Here is a 20,009-nt window from a genome sequence, read left to right as displayed (position 1 = left end):
GATGCGCTGAGTACGCGATTACTGCATGAACCAGCCGTGGCTCACGACGAACGACTGTCCGGTGAGTGCGGCGCTCGGGAAGGTCGCCAGGAAGCGCACCGTCTCGGCCACGTCCTCCACCGTGGTGAACACGCCATCGACGGTGTCACCCAGCATGACCTTCTTCACGACCTCTTCTTCGCTGATGCCGAGTTCCTTCGCTTGCTCGGGGATCTGCTTTTCAACCAGCGGCGTGCGCACAAAGCCCGGGCATACCACGTGCGAGCGCACGTTATGCGCCGCGCCTTCCTTGGCCAGCACCTTGTTCAGGCCCAGCAGCGCATGCTTGGCCGCCACATAGGCCGACTTGAGCGGCGAGCCCTCGTGCGAGTGCACCGAGCCCATGTAGATCACCACGCCGCCACGGTCGTCCTTATACATATGGCGCAGTGCGGCACGCGTGGTCAGGAAGGCGCCATCGACGTGGATGGCCTGCATCTTCTTCCAGTCGGCAAACGAGTAGCTCACGAGCGGGTTGACGATCTGGATGCCGGCGTTGGAGACGAGGATGTCGACCGAACCCAATTCTTCTGCCACACGATCAATGCCGCTGTCGACCGCTTCCTCGTCGGTCACGTCCATGCGCAGGCCGATGGCGCGGCCGCCCGCATCGGTGATCTCCTTGGCGACGGCCGTGGCGCCGTCTTCGTTCAGGTCAACGATGGCGATGGCGGCGCCCGAGTTGGCCAATGTGAGCGCGATCTGCTTGCCGATGCCGCTGGCAGCACCCGTGACGACGGCGACTTTGCCTTTCAAATCAGACATGCTGTGTGCTCCTTGAGGGGAGGATGAGGGAGGGAATGGGCGTTACTTGGCGAGGTAGTCGAACACGACCTCGCCCATGCCAAGGGTCAGGTCGGCAATGATGTGCCGAGCTTCGACAATCTCCAGCACAGGCAGTTCGGCTACCGGCGCCAGTGCGTGATGTGCCAGCTCCAACGAGGCAGGCCCGGTCCAGGCGCCCTTCATCTCGACATCGACCATGAAGTTGCGCGACAGCTCGCAGATGCGTGCGGTCTTGCCGTCCACGTGGGGGATGATCTTCAGCAGATAGTTGGGTAGTTCCAGCCGGCGCTTCTGTTCCGCCAGATCCAGCTCACGGTGCTTGTAGCCCATGGTGCCAGTGGCCACGCGCACAGGGCCGTAGTCCAGCGTGCCAATCAGGGTGTCTTTGTCGGTTTCCAGCTTGGGGCTGGCGAGCTTTTTGGGGAAGCCCCACATCTCGCGGCCGCCTGCCAGCGGCGGGTGGTCATCCAGATACATCGCCAGCGTGTAGGTGCCGGGCTTGCCTTCGTAAGTGATCGGAATCACCTGGCCGCTCTCGGTGTAATCACCAAAGCCGGTGGAGTCCGCCATGCGGATGAATTCGTAGGACACCAGCGGTTCAGGCACTTCCAGCGGCTCGGGCACCATGGCGCGCAGTTTGGCCGGGTCGGTGCGGTACGTGATGATGAAAAACTCACGGTTGATGAAGCGGTACGGACCGGGCGGATAAGCCGGGCTCGTGAGCGGCATCGCGAAGGCGGTCTCGCGGACGGTTTTGATGTCCATGGCACTCCTTGTGCATTGAGATTCAGAGGCGAACGAAAAGAACGTTAGGCGATAGACCATCCTGTCGTGGCTTGATGACAGGGTGATCGTCCGGGCCTCTGAAAATAATTGAACAGGCAACCATCCTACTGCGGAGTCGATCGCTATTGATGATTTAGAAACAGTAGTTAACTCGATAAACGTACTGTTGTTTATTTGGAAATTTTAAGCGTGCGCGCCTGACAGGAACGCCCACAACGCAGGGTCAGCGGCGTACGCGACGTTGAATCGCAGCCAGGAGCTGGCCTCGTCGTGTGGGCGGAAGTATTGGCCGGGCGCCAACCAGATGTTGTGGTGGATGGCCTGATCTGCCAGTGCGGATGCATCCGCACAGCCCGGCAAGCGCGCCCACAGAAAAAGGCCGCGCCCCGGCGTATCGAACAACTCGGCACCATGCTCGCGCATGATGGCTGCAACACCGGCGTGGGCGTCGCTGAGTCGCGCAATCAACCGCGCAACGTGCTCCGCATAGCCGGGCCGTGTGACGAAGGCGTGCACGATGCGCTCGGTAATCTCCGATGAGGTGAGCGCCACGGCCATCTTGGTGCGTGCCAGCTCGCGCGTGATGGCGGCATCCGCCACCACGTAGCCCGCCCGCAGCGACGGCGAGATCGTCTTGGAGAAGCCGCTGACGTACAGCGTGCGGCGCAGGCCGTCGAGTGCGGCCAGCATAGGCGCGGCGGGGTCGGCGAGTTCACGGTGGAGGTCGTCTTCGACGATCCACAGGCCGTGCTGCTCGGCCAGTTGCAACACGCGGTAGGCGTTTTGCGCGGACATCGATGAGCCGGTCGGGTTTTGCAGCACGGAGCTGGTGAAGAGGGCGCGTGGGCGGTCGGGCCCGTCGGCGCGCAAGATGGCTTCCAGCACCGCTGTGTCCAGCCCATCCGGCGTGCGCGGCACACCCACCACGCGCAGGCCGGCGAGCTTGAGCACCTGCAGCACATTGCAATAGCCGGGGTCATCCACGGCCACCACGTCGCCGTGTTTGAAGAGCGTACGCACGATCAGGTCGAGCGCCTGGGTGGCGCCGCTGGTCAGCAGCACTTGTGAGCGTTCAACCGGCAGCCCCCGCAATGCGAGCGACTCCGCCACATGCTCGCCCAGTGGCGCATAGCCCCAGGGGTGGCCGTAGCCCGCCACGCGCAGCGCCGAGACGCGGCTCACGGCGCGCATGGCTTCCTGCACGCCGCGTTCGTCCAGCCAGTCGTTCGGCAGCCAACCGCAGCCAGGTTTGATGGCGATGGAGCGATCGGCAAACACGTCGGACAGCAGCCAGGCGGCGTTGAGCTTGGGCGGCTCCCAGTGCGGGGCGACTGACGCCGGCTGGGCCGGCGCGGGCGCGGCCACCAGATAGCCCGAGCGCGGCCGCGCCACGATGGCACCCAGCGCCGCCAGCCGCGTATAGGCCTCTGCCACCGTAAACGTGCTGATGTCGTGTGCCTGAGCCAGCTTGCGCACCGACGGCAGCCGCGTGCCGGGCAGCAGACTGTGGTCGTCCACGGCCGTACGAATCCCTTGGACGATCTGGTCGACCAACGTACGCTGGGGATGATGAGGATCGAGTTGGAGTTCCATGTTGCGATGCGGTATGGACCGCGTGGGCGGCACCTATACAGTTTCGTATAGAACGCCCATCTGTGCATGTCCGTGTGGCATGTGACTCTGTACAGTTTGCTCCAACTGCTGGCTTGCCAGTCCAGCCTTCTTCCCGCTGTTTTTTCGGAGTTGCCGATGAAGCCCGCCCCGCACCCGCTGGAAACCACCGATCTGTCCTACTTCTGGATGCCATTCACGGCCAACCGCCAGTACAAGGCCGCGCCGCGCCTGCTGGTGTCCGCGCAAGGCATGTATTACCGCGACGCCGATGGCCGCGAAGTGCTCGACGGCACCGCCGGCCTCTGGTGCGTGAATGCTGGCCACAGCCGCAAGGAAATCGTCGACGCCATCACCGCACAGGCGAGCACACTCGACTACGCGCCCACCTTCCAGATGGGGCATCCGCTGGCCTTCCGCGCCGCCGAGAAGGTCGCCGAGATCATGCCCGAGGGGCTGAACCGTATCTTCTTCGCCAACTCCGGCTCGGAGGCGGTGGACACCGCGCTGAAGATTGCGCTGGCCTACCATCGTGCGCGTGGCGAAGGGCAGCGCACGCGCCTGATCGGCCGCGAGCGTGGGTATCACGGCGTCGGCTTCGGCGGTATTTCGGTGGGCGGTATCTCGCCGAACCGCAAGGCGTTTTCGGGCAACCTGATCCCGGGTGTGGACCATCTGCCGCACACGCATGCGCCGGAGCACAACGCGTTCTCCAAGGGCCAGCCGGCCTGGGGCGAGCATCTGGCTGATGAGCTGGAGCGCCTTGTCACGCTGCACGATGCGTCGACCATTGCCGCCGTCATCGTCGAGCCGCTGGCTGGTTCCACGGGCGTGCTGGTGCCGCCCAAGGGCTATCTGCAGCGCTTGCGCGCGCTGTGCGACAAGCACGGCATCCTGCTGATTTTCGACGAGGTCATCACGGGTTTCGGCCGCCTGGGCGCCGCAACCGCGGCGGAGTTCTTTGGCGTGACGCCCGATCTGCTGACGATGGCCAAGGGTATCAACAATGCCGCTGTGCCGATGGGCGCCGTGGCGGCGCGTCAATCGGTGCACGACACCATCATCGAGGCGGGCGCGCAGGGCGCCATCGAGTTGTTCCACGGCTATACGTATTCCGCGCATCCGCTGGCCGCCGCTGCGGCGGTCGCTGCCATTGACCTGTATCGGAACGAAGGCCTGTTTGAACGCGCACGTGCACTGTCGCCGGCATTTGAGGCGGCGGCGCATTTGGTCAAGGGGGCACCGCATGTGAAGGACATCCGCAACCTGGGGCTCGTGGCTGGCATCGAGCTGGAATCGCGACCGGGTGCGGTTGGCGCACGTGCCTACGAAGTCTTCCTGAAATGTCTGGAGCGCGGCGTGCTGGTGCGCTACACCGGCGACATCCTGGCGTTCTCGCCGCCGCTCATCATCGAAGAAGCGCAGATCGCGCGCATCTTTGAAACCGTCCGTACCGTTCTGCAAGAGGTAGCCTGAGATGAACCGACCGATTGATCCTGCCGTGACTGAATCTGTGGTCAGCCACTACATCGGGGGCCAGCGCTACGCGGGCAACGCCACCCGTAGCGCAGACGTGTTCAACCCCGCCACTGGCGCCGTGGGCGCGCAGGTGCTGCTGGGTGGCCAGGCCGAGGTTGAGGCCGCCGTGGCCGCCGCACGTGCCGCTGCGGCCGACTGGGCGGAAACCTCGCCGCTCAAGCGCGCACGCATCCTGTTCAATTTCAAGGCGCTGCTCGACCAGCACCACGATGCGCTGGCCGCGTGCATTACGCGCGAGCACGGCAAGGTGTTCTCCGATGCCAAGGGCGAAGTCACACGCGGCATCGAAGTGGTGGAATTCGCCTGCGGCATCCCGAACCTGCTCAAGACGGATTTCACCGACAACATCGGCGGCGGCATCGACAACTGGAACCTGCGCCAGCCACTGGGCGTGGTGGCGGGTATTACGCCGTTCAACTTTCCGTTCATGGTGCCGATGTGGATGGCGCCGGTGGCGCTGGCCTGCGGCAACACGTTCGTGCTCAAGCCCAGCGAGCGTGACCCAAGCGCCAGCCTGATGATCGCCGACCTGCTCAAGCAAGCCGGCCTGCCCGACGGTGTGTTCAACGTCGTGCAAGGCGGCAAGGATGCGGTGGATGCGTTGATCACTCACCCCGACGTGCAGGCGCTGTCTTTCGTTGGCAGCACGCCGATTGCCGAATACATCTACGCTGAGGGCACCAAGCGCGGCAAGCGCGTGCAGGCCCTGGGCGGTGCCAAGAACCACTTGGTGGTGATGCCCGATGCCGACCTCGACCAGGCCGTCGATGCGCTCATCGGCGCCGCGTATGGTTCAGCCGGGGAGCGCTGCATGGCGATCTCCGTGGCCGTGGCCGTGGGGGATGTGGCCGACAAGCTTGTGCCACGCCTGGCCGAGCGCGCCAAGACGCTCAAGATCGGCAACGGCATGGAAGCCGCCAGCGAGATGGGCCCACTCGTCACGGCCGCGCACAAGGCGAAGGTCGAGGGCTATATCGCCAAGGGCGTGGAAGAGGGCGCCACGTTGGTCGTGGATGGTCGAGGCCATACCGTGGATGGACATGCCGAAGGCTTTTTCACGGGCGGTACGCTGTTCGACCACGTCACGCCCGAGATGACGATCTACAAGGAAGAGATCTTCGGCCCGGTGCTGTCGGTGGTGCGCGTGCACGACTTTGCGCAAGCGGTGGACCTCATCAATGCGCACGAATTCGGCAACGGCGTGTCGTGCTACACCAGCGACGGTGGCGTGGCGCGTGCATTTGCGCGGCAGATCCAGGTGGGCATGGTCGGCATCAACGTGCCGATTCCGGTGCCGATGGCATGGCACAGCTTTGGCGGCTGGAAGCGCTCGCTGTTTGGCGACCACCATGCTTATGGCGAAGAAGGTGTACGTTTTTACACACGTTACAAGAGCGTGATGCAACGCTGGCCGGATTCGATTGCCAAGGGCGCAGAATTTGTCATGCCGACGGCCAAGTAATCAAGCCGGGCGCCAATGAGAAAGGGAGGCTGGGCCTCCCTTTTTTGCGTGTGTGGTATTCAGCGAAAACTATCCAATCAGCCTGATGTTTTCTGCTTGTGGCCCTTTGGGACCCTGCGTCACCTCAAACTCAACGTGCTGGCCTTCTGCCAACTCTCGCATGCCGCCCCCATTGAAATTGGAATAGTGGGCAAACACATCCGGGCCGCCGCCCTCTTGCGCAATAAAGCCGAAACCCTTTTCGCTGTTGAACCATTTGACAACGCCTGTAGGCATGGCCGAACCTCCTGAAGTTGAGAACTCAACCGGCCGCTGAAAAGCACGATGGCTTGCACGCGTTCAGATCAGCGGGCGGCCGCCTCACAAGACTAGGTTTGGCCCCGCCCTCCGTCAAAAATCGCATCCCACGGTTTTGTGAACCCCTGGTGTCATATCGGCTTGATATTCACGGCGATGGGTTCGCCGTCAGGCCCGATCTCCACATCGAAGCTGACACGCTGGCCCTCACGCAATGCCCGTGAGCGTGAAAACTGGATTTCCGAATCCCGGATAAAACTCGGGGCAGCATGCATTTCTGCAGCTGCCCCGGCGGGCGGATCATATTGAACGGCGTTTTCTTCAATTCGGCTGGCCATTGCATTCTCCCGAGAGAGGATTCTTCAAAGCCGGGTGCCGCCCTTTTTAGGAGGCGCCAGCCCGACCGCTGGATGGCAAACACGTACTGAACAACCCTTGCAACCTGATTCCTTGGGGCCTTTCGACCGGCGCACACCCTGCCCGAAAGTGTGTGCGCCGTCCTGCAACCGCGTGAGCGATCTTGGCTCTGCCTACGCCCCGGCCTGCAGATTAAGCGGCCTGAATATTCGAGGCTTGCTTACCCTTCGGGCCTTGCGTGACCTCAAACGACACCTTCTGACCTTCTTTCAGGGTTTTGAAACCAGCCATGTTGATGGCGGAGAAATGTGCGAAAAGGTCCTCGCCGCCATCATCCGGAGTAATGAAGCCGAAACCCTTTGCGTCGTTGAACCACTTGACGGTACCAGTAGCCATGATCTTGAGTCGTAAAGTTGAGAAATCGATCGACTGCCAGCCAAGAAACGCAGCAGGCAGAACCGGCCAAAGCAGCCAAAACGATCGTTTGCTGAATATATGCTTGGCGCGTCTCCCCGTCAAAGCCTGTTTTTTTAACATCTGGCGTTAGATCAAGCATATGCGATGCCAGCGGGGTGCATCAGGCTCCGTGCGCAGCCGCCATTGGTGCAAACACCCGCGCAAACCCTGGCGTTTTCACCTAAGCTTTGGTGGCGTCTGCCGCACTCCGTCGTTCTGCGCCGAGGCCGCTTTGCGGCGCATGGCGCACGGAAATTGCGTGCGCCTCCCGTTGTTTCAGTCGTAGCTAACTATGTCGACAGCCGCAGCCAGCACAAGCACAAGAAAACCCGCGTTGATGGCCACCATGGTGGGCGCGATCGGCGTGGTCTTCGGAGACATCGGCACCAGCCCTCTGTATGCACTGAAAGAGTGCTTCAACCCGGAACATGGCGTTCCGTTTTCAGACCAGACGGTTTTCGGCATCTTGTCGATGTTGTTCTGGGCGATGACGCTGGTGGTGTCCATCAAGTACGTGGTGTTCGTCATGCGTGCCGACAACAACGGCGAAGGCGGCATCCTGGCGCTGACTGCGCTGGCCATGCGCGCCAGCGGCGCTGGTGCTCGCTTCAAGCGCACGCTCATGCTGCTGGGTCTGCTCGGCGCCGCCATGTTCTATGGCGATGCCGTCATCACGCCAGCCATTTCAGTCCTTTCGGCCATTGAGGGCATGGAGATCATGACGCCCACGCTGCAGAAGTGGGTGTTGCCGCTGTCCTTGGTTGTGTTGATCGGCTTGTTCTTGCTGCAGAAGCAGGGCACGCACGTGGTAGGGCGCCTGTTCGGGCCGATCATGGTGATCTGGTTCGTGCTGCTGGGCGGGATCGGGCTGGTGTCGGTGGCGCAGTCGCCGCAGATCTTGGTGGCGCTCAGCCCGGTGTATGCCCTGGAGTTTGCCTTCCGGCACACCATCCTGGCGTTTATCGTATTCGGCTCAGTGTTTCTGGCGTTGACGGGCGCCGAGGCGCTGTATGCCGACATGGGCCACTTCGGGGCGCGGCCGATCCGTTTTGCGTGGTTCTACATCGCCATGCCGTGCCTGCTGCTGAACTATTTTGGCCAAGGCGCGCTGCTGCTGCGCGAGCCGGCCGCCGTGCAGAACCCGTTCTTCCTGCTCATGCCGAATTGGGCCGTGGGCCCGATGGTGGTGTTGGCCACGGCAGCCACGGTGATTGCGTCGCAGGCGGTCATCTCGGGCGCCTTCTCCATGACGGCGCAGGCGGTGCATCTGGGCTATGCGCCGCGTATGAAGATCCTCTACACGTCCGACGTGGAAATCGGCCAGATTTACGTGCCGGTCGTGAACTACGTGCTGTTGCTGCTGGTGGTGGCGGTGGTCCTGGCATTTGGTAAATCTGACAATCTGGCCGCCGCGTACGGCATTGCCGTGACGACGACCATGGTGCTCACGACAGGTCTGGTCACGGTGGTCATGCGCAATGCGTGGAAGTGGAGCTTGCCGCTGGTCGTGTGCGTTGGGGCGATGTTTCTGGCGGCGGACTTGTCGTTTTTCGCCGCAAACCTGCTCAAGATTGCGGCCGGTGGGTGGTTCCCGCTGTTGCTGGGTGGTTTGATCTTCTTCTTGATGGTCACGTGGCACAGCGGCACGCAGTTGTTGAAGGCGCGCAATGTGGAAGGCGGCATTCCGCTGGAGCCGTTCATGGAGGGCCTGCTGCGTCATCCGCCGTACCGCGTGGATGGCACCGCCGTGTATCTGACGCCGAGCATCGAATTCGTGCCGCTGGCGTTGTTGCACAACCTCAAGCACAACCACGTGTTGCATAAGCGCGTGCTGTTCATCCATTTCCGCACGCTGGCGGTGCCTTACGTTGAGCCGGCCAAGCGGCTGATCCTCAAAACCATCGGTGACGACATCTTTACGGCGGTGGTGGATTTCGGTTTCAAGGAAACCCCAGCGGTGGACGAGATCGTCAAATCCGTGGGCGAGCGCCTTGGCGTTGTGTTTGAAGATATGGAGACGTCTTTCTTCATCACGCGCGCGACGGTTGTGCCATCGCCGCTGCCTGGCATGGCGATGTGGCGCGAGGCGCTGTTCGCGTGGATGCAACACAACAGCGCCAAGCCGTCGGACTTCTTCCGGATCCCCGCCAACCGGTTGGTGGAGCTGGGGAGCAAGGTGGAGATCTAGCGACGCGAGCGGCGACGCTTGTCAGGCAAACCGCGTCACGCTGTCGCCCCGGCAGAAGGCCAGCAGCGTCAATTGCCCGGCCTTGGCGTGGTTGATGGCCAGGGACGACGGCGCGGAGATCGTCGCCAGCAGCGGCACACCCACGTGCACGCATTTGCGCGCCAGTTCGAAGCTCGCGCGGCTTGTCATGACGATGAAGCCGTCCGCCGGGTGAATACCGAGTCGGGCCAGCCGGCCGATCAGCTTGTCCAGCGCGTTATGGCGGCCCACGTCTTCCAGCACATGCAGCGGCGCGTTGCCGTTTGCGGGCACCCAGCCTGCGGCATGCAAACCGCCCGTGAGCGCATTGGCAGGCTGATGTGTGGTCATCGCCTGCATGGCGTCCAGCACTTGTGCGTCCATCAATGAAGCCATCCACGCAGGCGGTACAAGCGGTGTCGGCGCGTCTTCAAAGGTTTGCAGGCTCTCGATGCCGCACAGGCCACAGCCGGTCGGGCCGGCCAGCGCGCGGCGGCGTTCCTTCAAGCGGACGAAGCAGCGCGAGGCGATCTCGGCGTGGACCTCAATACCATGCGGGTGCGTTGCCACCTCGGCGCCACGCCAATCAACGCGGCCGTCGATGATGCCTTCCGACAGCGCAAAGCCCAGCGCAAAGTCTTCCAGGTCTGCCGGCGACGCCATCATCACCGCATGCGTGATGCCGTTGAAGACGAGCGCGACCGGGGTCTCATCGGCGACGGCAGTGGTGGTGGCGTCATGCGTACCGTCCCGCGTGCGTCGCGTCGCCGAGGTGGAAACGACAGGCAGGTCGGCGAGGTGGTGGGTGAGGGCTGTCATGCAGTGAGTTTCGGTACAGCGCGGCCAGCATCGAGCAGCACAATGAGCCAGCGGGTGTCATCCATGGCGACCCGCAGCAGGCCAGCATCGGCCAGCGGATGCAACGCGCGTAGCACGGTGCTGGCGCGCTCGCCTACGCGCTTGGTCAGCCATGGTAACGACACCGGCTTACCGACGTCCGTTTCGCGCAATGCCGCCAGCAGCGCCAGTTGCAGCGCGGACCACGCCGGCTCGGTGGGCATCAGGCGTCGGCCGTGGTGGCCGCTGTGCTATCCGTCGTGCGCGGAGCTTGGCTCGGCACAAGCATCACCGGGATCGACTTGGACGTCGGCGTGCGCGCCTGATCGGCCACGGACGACAACGGCACCAGCGGATTCGTCTCTGGGTAATACGCTGCCAGACAGCCGCGCGGAATGTCGTACGCCACCAGGCGGAAACCATCGGCACGGCGCGTGGTGCCGTCTTCAGACAGCGTGACCATGTCCACCCATTCGCCGTCTTTCATGCGGATCGCATGCAGGTCTTCCTTGTTGATGAAGACCACGCGGCGCTGGCCAAACACGCCGCGATAGCGGTCGTCCATGCCGTAGATGGTGGTGTTGTACTGGTCGTGCGAGCGCACCGTGGCCAGCGTAAAGACGGTGGCGTCGGCATGGCGCTCGCGGGCGCGGTGCACGGGCGTGTCGGTCGGCACGGCATGCGCATGGAATTCCGCCTTGCCCGACGGCGTGTTCCATACGCGTTCCGACGCGGTGTTGCGCAGGCGGAAACCGCCCGGCACGCGGATCTTTTCGTTGAAGCCGGCAAAGTCGTCGAACACGGCTTCGATGCGTTCGCGGATGCGGTCGTAGTCTTCCACCAGCCAGCGCCAGGGGATGGTGCTCTCGGGCAGCGTCGCTTCGGCCAGCCGCGCCACGATGGCGGGCTCCGACAGCAGATGCGGCGACGCCGGCGGATTGATGCCTGCCGACATGTGCACCATGCTCATCGAGTCTTCCACCGTCACGCCTTGCGTGCCGCCGACTTGCTGATCGACTTCGGTGCGGCCCAGGCAGGGCAGGATCAGGGCAGCCCGACCGTGCACGATGTGGCTGCGGTTGAGTTTGGTGGTGACGTGCACGGTCAGGTCGCACTGGCGCAGGCCGGCCCACGTGGCGGCGGTGTCCGGCGTGGCAGCAGCAAAATTGCCGCCCATCGCAAAGAACACGCGTGCCGCGCCGCTGCGCATCGCTTCAATGGCGCCGACGGTGTCGTACCCGTGCTCACGCGGCACTTGAATGCTGAAGACTTTCTCCAGCCGGTCGAGAAACGCCGGCGCGGGCTTTTCGTAAATGCCCATCGTGCGGTCGCCCTGCACGTTGCTGTGGCCGCGCACCGGGCAGGCCCCGGCGCCCGGGCGGCCAATGTTGCCGCGCAGGAGCAGCAGGTTGACGATCATCTGAATGGTCGCCACCGAATGCTTGTGCTGCGTGATCCCCATGCCCCAGCAGGCGATGACGCTGCCGGCCTTGATGTACGTATCGCCAGCCTGGCGGATTTCGTGTTCCGGCAAGCCCGATTCGGCCTCGATGGTGGCCCACGATTCGGCGCGCACGTCGGCGGCGAAGGCGTCGTAGCCGCCGGTGTGCTGGGCGATAAAGGCGTGGTCGATGATGGCCGGCTCGCCACGGCTGCGGGCCACGTCATCGCGCTCGATCAGGTGTTTGATGATGCCCTTGATGGTCGCCAGGTCCCCGCCGATGCGCACCTGGTGGTATTCGGTGCTGATGCGCGTGGAGCCGAGCGTCAGCATCTCGATCTTGCTCTGCGGATCGGCAAAGCGCTCCAGCCCCCGCTCGCGCAGCGGGTTGAACGAGACGATGCTCGCGCCGCGCTTGGATGCCTCGCGCAGCTCGCCGAGCATGCGCGGGTGGTTCGTCCCCGGGTTCTGGCCAAAGATGAAGATGGCGTCGGCTTTGGTGAAATCGTCGAGCGTGACGGTGCCCTTGCCCACGCCGATGCTGCCCCGCATGCCCGTGCCGGAGGGCTCGTGGCACATGTTGGAGCAGTCGGGGAAGTTGTTCGTGCCGTACGCGCGCACGAACAACTGATAGAGGAAGGCCGCCTCATTGCTGGTGCGGCCGGAGGTGTAGAAGATCGCCTGGTTCGGATCGGGCAGCGCACGCAGGTGCTGCGCGATCAGCGCAAAGGCGGCGTCCCATTCGATTGGGACGTACTTGTCGCTAGCCGCGTTGTAGACCATCGGATGCGTCAAGCGCCCCTGGTCTTCCAGCGCGTAGTCGGACCACTCGGCCAGTTCGCGCACGGTGTGCTGGGCGAAGAACTCGGGTGTGGTGCGGCGGGATGTGGCCTCGGCGGCCACGGCCTTCACGCCGTTCTCGCAGAACTCGAACGTGGAGGCGTGATCGCGATCGGGCCATGCGCAGCCGGGGCAGTCGAAGCCGTCGGGCTGGTTGGCCGACAGCATTGTCTTGGCGCCCTTGGCCGCGATGCCCTGCGACAGCAGTTGATGCGCGACGCTCTTGAGCGCGCCCCAGCCACCGGCCGGATGACGGTAAAACTCGATTTTTTGGTGCTTCATGGTGCGGCCGATGGCGTGAAAGCGCTAAAACGCGTCGTTACGAGAACAGCACAGCAGCTTTCTGCAGTGTAATCCAGACCCCCCAGCCCAGCGGCAGGCCCACGGCGGCCCAAGCCACCACGACGGCCACGGCCGAACCCGGATGCGCCTTCCACTCCAGCGACGTTTCCGGCGCCGCCACCGACGGCGTCGGGCTCTTTACGGCTGCTGCGTGGCGTTGCGCGTCGAGCTGTGCTTCGGTCATGAAGTGCTTCGCGTTGACCGGGCGTACCAGCAGGTTGCAGACAAAGCCGAGGATCAGCAGGCCAGCCAGGATCATCATCGTGATGTCGTACACCGCGGCGCGTTCCACGCCGTGGGCGATCTGGTATTCGCGCAGGTAATTCACCAGCACGGGGCCCAGAATGCCGGCCGTCGACCATGCGGTCAGCAGGCGGCCGTGGATGGCGCCCACCATCTGCGTGCCGAACATGTCAGCCAGATACGCCGGCACGGTGGCAAAACCGCCGCCGTACATCGACAGGATCACGCAGAAGGCCAGCACAAACAGGGCGATATTGCCCGTGTGCGACGTCCACGGAATCGATGCGTACAGCACGAAACCCAGCACGAAGAACACCGCGTATGTCATCTTGCGGCCCAGCTTATCCGACAGCGACGCCCAGAAGAAGCGGCCGCCGATGTTGAACAGGCTCAGCAGGCCCGTAAAGCCGGCAGCGATGGCTGCGATCTGACCCTTTTGCGCGGCAGACAACTCGGTGAACGCGGTCGTCACGCCCAGCAGCTTGCCGCCAAACACTTCCTGCAGCAGCGGCGAGGCCATGCCCAGGACGCCAATGCCGGCCGACACGTTCAGGCACAGCACGCCCCAGATCAGCCAGAACTGCGGCGTCTTCAGCGCTTCATTCACGTGGACGTGGCGCTGCGTGACCATGGTGTTGTTGACCTTGGCGGGCGACGGCGTCCAGCCGGCCGGCTTCCAACCCGTCGGCGGCACGCGGTAGCCCAGGGCCCCGGCCATCATGAACACGAAGTAGATACCGGCCAGCACGATAAACGTTTGCGACACGCCCACCGATTCAGGCGTGGCAAACAGCTTCATCAGACGATCCGCCAAGGGGGCGCCGATCATTGCACCGCCGCCAAAACCCATGATGGCCATGCCGGTCGCCATGCCGCGCTTGTCCGGAAACCACTTGATCAGCGTCGACACCGGCGAGATATAGCCCAGCCCCAGGCCGATACCGCCGATCACACCCGAGCCCACCCACAGCAGCCACAGTTGGTGCATCTGGATGCCAAGCGCTGAGATCAGCAACCCACCGCACCAGCACACAGCGGCGACCACACCAGCCTTGCGCGGGCCGACACGTTCGAGCCAGCCGCCCCACATGGCAGCGGAGGCGCCCAGGAACACGAAGAACAACGTGAACATCCAGCCCAGGCTGGACACGCGCCAGTCACAGGTGGTGGTGAACAGTTCCGCGATGAGCGAGACATCGGCACCGCAGGTCAGCGGTTTGCTGATGCCCAGTGCGCGGCCAAGCGGCAACCAGAAAACGGAAAAGCCGTAGGCCATGCCGATGCAAAGATGGATGGCCAGCGCGGCAGGTGGAACCAGCCAGCGGTTGAAACCCACCGCAGCGATGGTGCGCTCGCGCGAAAAAAATGGATGCAGGACTGCTTCGGACATCGAAATCCCCCCGGATGAGTGATGCCTGGTTACTACGAGTGAAGTGGTGCGGCCGCGCTGGGTCATGGCCCGCGCGTGCCAGTCGGCTGTAGTTGCAATGCGCCGACGTTGCCCGCGGAAGATAGTGGGGTAGGCTGTTCTACATCAATAGTTGTAAGAATCCGTTGTATTGCGGATCACGCAATGCGGAGCCTAATTGTTTAATTTATGTGACAGAAAACATAAATAAGGCGGCGCGTGGATTGTCGTAGTTGGTGTTCTGTGCGGCACCGCCAATACTGAAAGTGAAAGCGCGGCAGGCAGGGCAGAACGGCGGAGGTAGGGATGGCAACCGACACGCAAGCACAGCTCGAAGCCCATGCACTGGGCCTGAGCGAATCCATCGTCATGGGTGTGGCCGGCACGGCGCCGGCCTTCAGCATTGCCGCGACCACGGCCACGCTCATCGCGGCGGTTGGCGGGTTGACGCCAGCCAGCCTGCTGTACTGCGGGCTGATCATGTTTGGCGTGACTTTTGCCTACCTGCATCTGAACCGCATCAACCCGCATGCCGGGGCCGCCTACGCTTGGGTGGGCGCCATCTTCAACCGTACGTTGGGCTTCTTTGCTGGCTGGGCACTCCTGGTGGCATCGGGAGTGTTCATGGTGTCGGGCACGATTCCGGCAGCCACGGCCACGCTCACGCTGGTCGCGCCGTCGTTGGCCGGGCAGCCGGCCGTGGTGGCGTTCGTGGCGGCGGCATGGCTGCTGGTGGTCAGCGCCATCATCATCAAGGGCATCAAGCTGACGAGCTATTCGCAGATCGCCATGACCGTCGCCGAGACGGCCATCCTGATCGCGCTGATGGTGCTGGCAGTGGTGAAGTTCGGCTCGCACCCGGCGCATGCATTGTCGTGGGCGTGGCTATCGCCGGCCGCGTTCACGCCGCAGTTGTTTGCGACCGGCGCGCTCACGGCGCTGTTCTTCTTCTGGGGCTGGGACGTGACGGTCAACCTCACCGAGGAAACGCGGGACGCCAGCCGCGCACCCGGCTACGGCGCGCTGTGGGCCATGCTGATCGTGCTGGCATTGTTCATGGGGTTCTCGGCCGTGATCCTGCTCGTGCTGAGCGACGCGGAGATCGAACAGTCCAGCACCAACGTCATCTTTGCCGTGGCCGACAAGCTGCTGCCGCGCCCGTGGAGCTACGTGGCCGTGGTGGCCGTGATGTTGAGCACGGTGGGCACGCTGGAGACTTCCATCCTGCAATTCACGCGCACGCTGTACGCCAAGGGGCGCGACGGCATGCTACACACGCGTTACGCGACGCTGCACCAGACATGGCGCACGCCCTGGGTGGCCACGGCGGTGATTAGTGGGATTGGATTGGTGCTGTTGTTTGGCGCGTCGTTTTTTCCGACCATCAACGCCATCATCAAGGACTCGGTCAACGCCATCGGCTTTCAGGTGGCGTTCTACTACGGCCTGGCGGGCTTTGCGTGTGCCTGGCACTACCGGCGCGAAGCGCTGCGCTCGGTGTTCAACGCGGTGTTTCTGGGGCTGTGGCCGCTGGGCAGCGCGCTGTTCCTTTGGGGCATTGCGGCGTACAGCGTGCCTACGTTCGACTGGACGACCAATCTGGTTGGGCTGGGCGGTATTGCAGTGGGGGTGGCACCGCTGCTGCTGAATCGGCGGCTGGCGGTGCGAGGCGGCCGCTTAGCGCGCGACCGATGAATCCGGCCACACGCAACCGCTGACTTGCCGCTGGAATGCGTCCACCAGGGTGCACAAACGGGAGAGCGCAGCTTGCATCTCGGCCAGGCGCTCGGGGTACGGCCCGATGCTCTGCGCCGTGCGCTCAATGACGCGGGCGGTATCTCCAATCTGCAGATGACCCAGCATGCGGGCAGAGCCGACGATGCGGTGCGCGGCTTCAACGATCTGCGCATCCTCGCCGGCACGGATGGCCTTGTCGAGATTGATGAGATCCTGCTCCACCGTTTCGGAGAACAGATCCACGATAAAGCGCCATTGCGAGAGGTCATTCCCGAACAGCTCCGTCAGCGTGGTGACCACTTGCGGTGGGAATTGCGTGGCGATGTCTGTGGTGGTGGCTTGCGTGCTCGGGAGGGTCGGCATGGCGTCAGCGGGCGATCAAGATGGATAGGATTGATACGCACTGTGCCCGCGGCGCGCACATGCAACCATGAGATTGATCCGATTCTGGTGTGAGCCCAACGAGAAACGGGCGTACCGCTCTTGAAGCGGCGCGCCCGTTGCGTTGGCAGGCTCAGCGCGGATCAGGGCAGCATGGCGGCCGTCGGCGTCACGTCGGGCTCGCGCGGCGGCGTGCCGCGATGACGGTGCGCCCACGTGAACACCACCGGAAGCACGAGCAGCGTGAGGATCGTCGTCGTCACCATGCCGCCCACGATCACCAGCGCCAGCGGGCGTTGCGCCTCGGAGCCGATGCTGTGCGACAACGCCGCGGGCAGCAGGCCCAGGCCGGCCAGCATGGCCGTCATGATCACCGGCCGCAGGCGCAGCGCGGCACCTTCCACCGTGGCTTCCCGCACGTTTTCGGATTGCGACAGGCGGTTGACGTACGAGATCAGGATCACCCCGTCCTGGATGGCGATACCGAACAGTGACAGGAAACCGATACCCGCCGAAATCGACAGCGTTTCGTGTGCGATGTGCAGCGCCAGCAGCCCGCCGATGGCCGCGAACGGCACGTTCAGCACCACCATCAGCGCATCCTTGAAGTTGCCGAACGTGCTGTAGAGCAGCAGGAAGATGACGAGAATGGTCAGCGGCACGATCACCATCAGCTTGCCCTGGGCGACCTTCATCTCGTTGAACTGGCCGTCCCACTTCACGGTGTAGCCCTCGGGCAGCTTGACGTTGTTGCCCACCACGCGTTGCGCCTCGTCCACCGCGCCGCCCAGGTCACGCCCGCGCACGCCAAACTTGATGGCGATGTAGCGCTTGCCTTCCTCGCGGTAGATGAAGAACGGGCCATCGGTCATCTCCACCTTGGCGATCATCGACAGCGGAATGTGCTGACCATCGGGCGTATCGATCAGCAACTCGCGGATGGCGTCATACGACGCGCGCGCCTGCTGATTCAGCCGCACCGCCAGCCCGAACGATTTCTCGCCTTCCAGGATCTGCGTGACGGGCGCGCCGCCAATGGCGTACTGCACGAGGTTCTGCACGTCGCTCACGTTGATGTTGAAGCGCGCGGCGGCCTGACGGTCGATCGACACGTTCAGCGTCGGCTGCCCCAGCTCGCGGAAGATGCCCACGTCCACCAGCCCTTGCACCTTCTTGAGTTGCGCCTGGATTTCGTTGGCCTTGGTTTCGAGCACGTTGAGGTCATTGCCGAACAGCTTGACCGAGTTCTCGCCTTTCACGCCCGAAAGCGCTTCATCCACGTTGTCCTGGATGTACTGCGAGAAGTTGTATTCGATGCCGGGAATCTTCTCCAGATGCTTCGACAGGCGCTCGACCAGTTTGCCCTTGGTCATGCCTGCCTCCCACTTGTCGGGCGGCGCGAAGTACAGGCCGTATTCCTGGTTGAACACGCCGGTGGAATCGGTGCCGTCGTCTGGGCGGCCAATCTGCACGGAGACCTGCTTGATTTCCGGCTGTTTGACGAAATACGCGCGCAAGTCGTTCGCCACCGACGCGGAGTAGTCTAGATCCACCGTATTGGGCAGCGTGATACGCAGCCACAGGTTGTTTTCTTCCAGCGTGGGCAGGAACTCCGTGCCGAGAAACGTCGCGCTGTACAACGTGAGCACAAGCGCTGCGATGGCCGTGGCAAAGACGGCCATCGGCCGCGCGATCAACTTGCGCAGCAGCGGCTTGTACCAGCGCAGGATGGCCGTGATGAACGCCGGCGAATGCGGATGCAGCGACTTGCCGAACACGAACGACGTGGTGGCCGGCACGAAGGTCAGGCTCAGCACGATCGACGCCATCAGCGCAAAGCCCATCGTGAAGGCCATCGGCTTGAAGATGATGCCTTCCACGCCGCCAATGAAGAACAGCGGTGAATACGCCACGATGATGATGCCCGTGGAGAAGATCATCGCGCGCTGCACTTCGCTGGTGGCCTTGACGATGGCGTCGTCCAGCTTCTCGGCGCCTTCTTCCAGGTGCCGCATGATGTTTTCCATCACGATCACGGCCGCATCGACGATCACCCCGAAGTCGATCGCCCCAAGCGAGATCAGGTTGGCGGGCACATGGAAGTGCTCCATGCTGATGAACGACACGCACAGCGCCAGCGGAATCACCGCCGCCACCACGGCGGCCGCGCGCAGGTTGCCGAGGAAGACGAACAGCACGGCCAGCACCAGCGCAATGCCCACCACCAGCGTGTGTTCCACCGTACCCATGGTGATGTCGAGCAGCACCTGGCGGTCGTAGAACGGCTTGATCTGAACCGACTTGGGCAGGACGCCGTTGTTCAGCTCCGCCACCTTTTCGCGCACCTTGGCGAGCACTTCGCTGGCATTCGCGTCGCGCTTGAGCAGGACGATGCCTTCCACCACGTCGGGCTGGTCGTTGTATTGCACCTGGCCCAGGCGCTGCACGTTGCCGACTTCCACCTCGGCAATGTCGCGCACGCGCACGGGCACGCCGTTGTTGGTGTTGACCACCACGTTGCGGATGTCATCCAGCGTCTGCAGCAGGCCCACGCCGCGCACCACGAACTGCTGTTCGCCATCGCGCAGCAGATTACCGCCGGTGTTGTTGTTGGCATTGCCGATGGCGGTGATGAGCTGCGACAGTGTGATGCCGTACGACTGCAGCTTCGCCGGCGACGGCATGATGTGGTACTCCTTCACCTTGCCGCCAAAGGAGCTGACATCCGCCACGCCTTGCACGTGCTTGAGCCCCTTGGAGATGTCGTAGTCCTGGTAGCTCTTGAGCGTGGTGAGATCTACGCCGTCGCCCACCAGGCGAAAACGCATGATCTCGCCCGTGGCGTCGGAGTCAGGGCTCAACGACGACTGCACGCCCGTCGGCAGGTTGGCACTCGCCAGATACTGCGAGAAGTTCTGCCGCGCTTTGAAGCTATCGGTCCCTTCCTTGAACTTGAGCGTCACCACCGACAAGCCGAACAGCGACACCGACCGGAACGACTGCACATCCGGCACGCCGGCCAGCGCGTTTTCAATCGGGATGGTGATCTGCTGCTCGACTTCGGTCGTGCTGCGGCCCGGCCATTGCGTAATGGCTTGCACTGACAGCGGCGCCACGCCCGGATACGCCTGCAGCGGCAGCTCCTTGAACGACAGCACGCCCGCCACCAGCAGCGCGATCGCCAGAAAGACGATCAACAGCCGCCGCTTGAGAATGCCCGCGATGGGGTTGAACGACATGC

16 protein-coding genes are annotated in these 20,009 nt (G+C 63.4%); 4 read left to right on the top strand and 12 right to left on the bottom strand.

The genetic code is table 11. The annotated features are described in order from the left end of the window. Positions 1-18: 18 nt before the first annotated feature. The 3 genes from AB0305_RS02365 to AB0305_RS02355 form a co-directional block, all read right to left on the bottom strand. The gene (locus AB0305_RS02365) at positions 19-804 is read right to left on the bottom strand and encodes a 3-hydroxybutyrate dehydrogenase (protein ID WP_366171132.1); all 786 of its coding nucleotides are present in this window, start codon (positions 802-804) and stop codon (positions 19-21) included. A 42-nt stretch (positions 805-846) separates the two neighbouring features. Continuing rightward, a complete protein-coding gene (locus tag AB0305_RS02360; protein WP_366171130.1) occupies positions 847-1,590 on the bottom strand; it encodes an acetoacetate decarboxylase in 744 nt (247 codons plus the stop codon). 204 nt (positions 1,591-1,794) lie between these two features. Further along, complete coding sequence (locus tag AB0305_RS02355) at positions 1,795-3,204, bottom strand: PLP-dependent aminotransferase family protein (protein ID WP_366171128.1); 1,410 nt, start codon at positions 3,202-3,204, stop codon at positions 1,795-1,797. 156 nt (positions 3,205-3,360) lie between these two features. Between AB0305_RS02355 and AB0305_RS02350 the strand changes: the two genes are divergently transcribed. Further along, complete coding sequence (locus AB0305_RS02350; RefSeq protein ID WP_366171126.1) at positions 3,361-4,698, top strand: aspartate aminotransferase family protein; 1,338 nt, start codon at positions 3,361-3,363, stop codon at positions 4,696-4,698. 1 nt (position 4,699) lies between these two features. Then, a complete protein-coding gene (locus AB0305_RS02345) occupies positions 4,700-6,223 on the top strand; it encodes a CoA-acylating methylmalonate-semialdehyde dehydrogenase (protein WP_366171124.1) in 1,524 nt (507 codons plus the stop codon). Positions 6,224-6,292: 69 nt separating this feature from the next. Here the strand turns inward: AB0305_RS02345 and AB0305_RS02340 are convergent, their stop codons facing one another. The 3 genes from AB0305_RS02340 to AB0305_RS02330 form a co-directional block, all read right to left on the bottom strand. Continuing rightward, entirely contained in the window at positions 6,293-6,499 is a 207-nt protein-coding gene (locus tag AB0305_RS02340) for a cold-shock protein (protein ID WP_366171122.1), read from the bottom strand. A gap of 152 nt (positions 6,500-6,651) precedes the next feature. Then, entirely contained in the window at positions 6,652-6,858 is a 207-nt protein-coding gene (locus AB0305_RS02335) for a hypothetical protein (RefSeq protein WP_366171120.1), read from the bottom strand. A gap of 211 nt (positions 6,859-7,069) precedes the next feature. Next, a complete protein-coding gene (locus tag AB0305_RS02330; RefSeq protein WP_366171314.1) occupies positions 7,070-7,273 on the bottom strand; it encodes a cold-shock protein in 204 nt (67 codons plus the stop codon). A gap of 397 nt (positions 7,274-7,670) precedes the next feature. On the opposite strand from AB0305_RS02330, the gene AB0305_RS02325 reads away from it, so the two are divergent. Further along, the gene (locus AB0305_RS02325; RefSeq protein ID WP_366171118.1) at positions 7,671-9,521 is read left to right on the top strand and encodes a potassium transporter Kup; all 1,851 of its coding nucleotides are present in this window, start codon (positions 7,671-7,673) and stop codon (positions 9,519-9,521) included. A 21-nt stretch (positions 9,522-9,542) separates the two neighbouring features. Here the strand turns inward: AB0305_RS02325 and fdhD are convergent, their stop codons facing one another. Genes fdhD through AB0305_RS02305 form a run of 4 tightly spaced genes read right to left on the bottom strand, consistent with a single transcriptional unit; the run spans position 9,543 to position 14,632 of the window. Continuing rightward, positions 9,543-10,358 (bottom strand): formate dehydrogenase accessory sulfurtransferase FdhD, encoded by an 816-nt coding sequence (fdhD, locus tag AB0305_RS02320; protein WP_366171116.1) that lies wholly within the window; start codon positions 10,356-10,358, stop codon positions 9,543-9,545. Then, positions 10,355-10,600, bottom strand: coding sequence for a hypothetical protein (locus tag AB0305_RS02315; protein WP_366171114.1), 246 nt, complete (start codon positions 10,598-10,600; stop codon positions 10,355-10,357). The genes fdhD and AB0305_RS02315 overlap by 4 nt, the downstream gene beginning before the upstream one ends. Beyond that, positions 10,600-12,939, bottom strand: coding sequence for an FdhF/YdeP family oxidoreductase (locus AB0305_RS02310; RefSeq protein ID WP_366171112.1), 2,340 nt, complete (start codon positions 12,937-12,939; stop codon positions 10,600-10,602). Before AB0305_RS02310 ends, AB0305_RS02315 begins: the two co-directional genes overlap by 1 nt. Before the next feature lie 37 nt (positions 12,940-12,976). After that, a complete protein-coding gene (locus tag AB0305_RS02305) occupies positions 12,977-14,632 on the bottom strand; it encodes an OFA family MFS transporter (RefSeq protein WP_366171110.1) in 1,656 nt (551 codons plus the stop codon). Between the two features lie 324 nt (positions 14,633-14,956). Here AB0305_RS02305 and AB0305_RS02300 point away from each other — a divergent pair, with 324 nt between their 5' ends. Further along, positions 14,957-16,345 carry an APC family permease gene (locus AB0305_RS02300; RefSeq protein ID WP_366171108.1) on the top strand — a complete coding sequence of 463 codons (1,389 nt, stop codon included), beginning with the start codon at positions 14,957-14,959 and terminating at the stop codon, positions 16,343-16,345. Here the strand turns inward: AB0305_RS02300 and AB0305_RS02295 are convergent. Continuing rightward, on the bottom strand, positions 16,328-16,750 hold the full coding sequence (locus tag AB0305_RS02295; RefSeq protein ID WP_366171106.1) for an Hpt domain-containing protein: 423 nt from the start codon (positions 16,748-16,750) through the stop codon (positions 16,328-16,330). The two genes, AB0305_RS02300 and AB0305_RS02295, sit on opposite strands and share 18 nt — an antisense overlap. A gap of 161 nt (positions 16,751-16,911) precedes the next feature. Next, complete coding sequence (locus tag AB0305_RS02290; protein WP_366171104.1) at positions 16,912-20,007, bottom strand: CusA/CzcA family heavy metal efflux RND transporter; 3,096 nt, start codon at positions 20,005-20,007, stop codon at positions 16,912-16,914. Positions 20,008-20,009 lie beyond the last annotated feature (2 nt).

It is taken from the genome of Arthrobacter sp. NPDC080086, from assembly GCF_040702285.1.
This window is presented reverse-complemented; position numbering and strand designations above follow the sequence as displayed.